Genomic DNA, 2,945 nt, shown 5'->3' with positions numbered 1-2,945 from the left:
GCCCGGAGCCCCCAACAGAACAATGCGCATACACGCTCCTATTGATTGGTTATTCAAATCTTGCGAAGGCAAAAAAGTACACGGTTTCGCCCGTTTCTACAAGGGTGAGCCACCTGAATGAGCACTTTATCGCCACAATAACCGGCTGATCGAACAGGATTTCATCGCAAGGGGAAGACGCAAAAATAGCCAGGGATTCAGCATAGAGCGCCAAAAGCAGGAAAGGCGTACTGCAGAAAAAAAGATCCCGGCTCAGGGCCGGGAATTGCGCTCAAAGTAACTACTTGTCGCTCGTAGTAGGAACAGGGCAATAGTAGGTGGCCCCCTGTGCGTCAACAACTGTCAGATGTGACAGGGAGACCGCTATGGAACCGGAACTGCGGATCCGGCGCGCAGATAAGCTCGGCTTCCAGCTTGCCAAAGAAGGCCACCCGCTCGCTGATATCCTCTCCTGCATACTGTTCGGCCAGGCTCAGGTAATCCTGATAGTGGCGCGCTTCGGAGCGCAGCAAAGAGACATAGAAGCGGCTCAGCTCTTCGTCAAGATGGGGAGCCAACTTGGCAAACCGCTCGCAGGAGCGGGCCTCGATATAGGCGCCGATGATCATCTTGTCGACTATGGTCGCCGGTTCATGGGTGCGCACATGCTGCATCAATTGGCGGGCATAGCGGGAGGCCGTCACCGGCCCGTACTCGATGCCGCGGGCCTGCATGATCTCCAGCACCTGCTCGAAGTGATGCAGCTCCTCCTGAATGAGCCGCACCATGGGAAACAGCAGCGGATTGCGTTCCAGCTCGGCAAAGACGGAGCGATCAGACTCCCCCATGCTGCGTTTGCCCAGGATCTCGGCCTTCTCCGGAATAGCATCCAGCTCGCGATAAAACTCCAGCTTGGGCAGCAGATGGCGCTTGCCCTTGGGCAGGCAGTAGCGACGTACCAGACTGTGGGCGGTGAGTGCGGCCTTGGTCTCGCAGTTGGCGTGATCGATGAGCAGGGTCGGCAAACGGGCCGGATCCCGCGCTATCTCCACCCACTCATCCGGGGTCTCGCACTGCAAAAACTGGCGCACTGGGGCTAGCAGATCATCCATCTGAACTCTCGTCTGTTAAAAGCGTATCGATCATACATGTTGCTGCCTATGCTAGCGGATCCCGCTGGCCGTGCCCATATCCGGCAAGATAAACGGATATTTTTCAAACAGATATCCCCTCCCCCTTAAACCCGAGCGAGGTAGAAACGACAATGGGGGCCACAGGCCCCCATCTCGCTATCGCATCCGGCAAAACCGCAAACGTTTAACTGCCTTCGTTAAAAATTTCCAGATTGCTGGTGCCTTCCTGCCATTCACGTACCGCTTTGGTGTCATCGTTGCGCAAGGCATTGAGGTGATCCAGATAGGACTGATCCACGTCGGAGGTGACGTAGTGGCCATTGAACACCGAGGTCTCGAAGTGACGCAGATCCGGGTTGATCTCCCGCACTGCCGCTTCCAGATCTTCCAGATCCTGGAAAATCAGGCCGTCAGCGCCAATCAGCTTGCACACCTCTTCCACTTCACGGCCGTGGGCGATCAGCTCGTTGGCGGTGGGCATGTCGATACCGTAGACGTTGGGGAAGCGAATTTCCGGCGCTGCCGAGGCGAAGTAGACCTTGGCTGCCCCTGCTTCACGGGCCATCTGAATGATCTGCTCGGACGTGGTACCGCGCACAATGGAGTCATCCACCAGCAACACCTTCTTGCCCTTGAACTCTGAGCTGATGGCGTTGAGCTTGCGACGCACCGACTTCTTGCGCTGGGTCTGGCCCGGCATGATGAAGGTACGGCCAATGTAGCGGTTCTTCACGAAGCCCTGACGGTATGGCAGGTCGAGGGTGTGGGCGATCTCCAGCGCCACGTCACAGGAAGTCTCGGGGATGGGGATGACCACATCGACGTCGAGATCTTCCCACTCGCGGGCAATCTTTTGACCCAGCTTGCGACCCATGTTGAGGCGGGCAGCGTAGACCGATACTTTATCGATGCACGAATCGGGACGGGCGAAGTAGACATATTCGAAGATGCAGGAGCTCATCTGCGGGTTCTCCGCACACTGCTCGGAGAAGAGCTGGCCCTGCTCGGTGATGTAGATGGCTTCACCCGGCGCAATATCACGCAGCGTTTCGAAACCGATGGCGTCGAGCGCCACGCTCTCGGAGGCGAGCATGTACTCCACCTGACCCTGCTCGTCCTGACGACGACCGAGGATCAGCGGGCGAATGCCGTTGGGATCACGAAAGCCGATGAGGCCGTGGCCAATCACCAGCGAGACCACCGCATAGGCGCCGCGGATCTGCTGATGGGTTCGGCGCACCGCAGCGAAGATATCTTCGGGGCGCAGGGCCATCTTGTCGCAGCGATCCAGCTCGTGGGCCAGCACGTTCAGCAACACTTCCGAATCGGAGGTGGTGTTGATGTGACGACGGGCGACCTTGAACTGCTGCTCCTTGAGCTCCTTGGCATTGGTGAGGTTGCCGTTATGGGCCAGCACCATGCCGTAGGGAGAGTTCACATAAAAAGGTTGGGCTTCAGCGGCACTGGAGCTGCCTGCGGTGGGATATCTGACATGACCTATGCCGATGTTCCCTTGCAGACGCTGCATGTGGCGCACTTCAAACACGTCCTTCACCAGGCCATTGGCCTTGCGTTGCCGGAAGTTTCCACTATCAATGGTCACGATCCCGGCGGCATCCTGTCCCCTGTGCTGCAACACCGTCAAGGCGTCGTAGAGGGCCTGATTGACGGGGGTGGTGCCAACTATACCGACAATACCACACATGTCTTTGCTACCTCGAAGTCACTATACCGGTTTAAGAAAACTGGATGAGTTCAGCATGAACCCGAAAAACCACTGGATCACCGGCTTGAACTCCGGCACCAGCTTGGACGCCACCCACCAGTCACTCT

Annotated in this window: 2 protein-coding genes and 1 pseudogene; all 3 read right to left on the bottom strand. The window is 57.5% G+C overall.

Features of this window, described 5'->3' with window-relative positions; translation table 11 throughout:
* Nucleotides 1–332: 332 nt before the first annotated feature.
* Nucleotides 333–1,091: a tRNA isopentenyl-2-thiomethyl-A-37 hydroxylase MiaE gene (miaE, locus tag LD28_RS0112695; protein ID WP_033137330.1), complete on the bottom strand. Its 759-nt coding sequence runs from the start codon at nt 1,089–1,091 to the stop codon at nt 333–335.
* A 205-nt stretch (nt 1,092–1,296) separates the two neighbouring features.
* The gene (gene purF, locus LD28_RS0112690; protein ID WP_033137329.1) at nt 1,297–2,817 is read right to left on the bottom strand and encodes an amidophosphoribosyltransferase; all 1,521 of its coding nucleotides are present in this window, start codon (nt 2,815–2,817) and stop codon (nt 1,297–1,299) included.
* Nucleotides 2,818–2,838: 21 nt separating this feature from the next.
* Nucleotides 2,839–2,945, bottom strand: a pseudogene (locus tag LD28_RS0112685) (bacteriocin production protein); the annotation flags it as partial.

Origin of the sequence: Aeromonas finlandensis (assembly GCF_000764645.1) — a bacterium.
Lineage (GTDB): Bacteria > Pseudomonadota > Gammaproteobacteria > Enterobacterales > Aeromonadaceae > Aeromonas > Aeromonas finlandensis.
The sequence above is the reverse complement of the archived record's forward strand: the minus strand, read 5'-3'. Positions and strand labels throughout refer to the sequence as shown.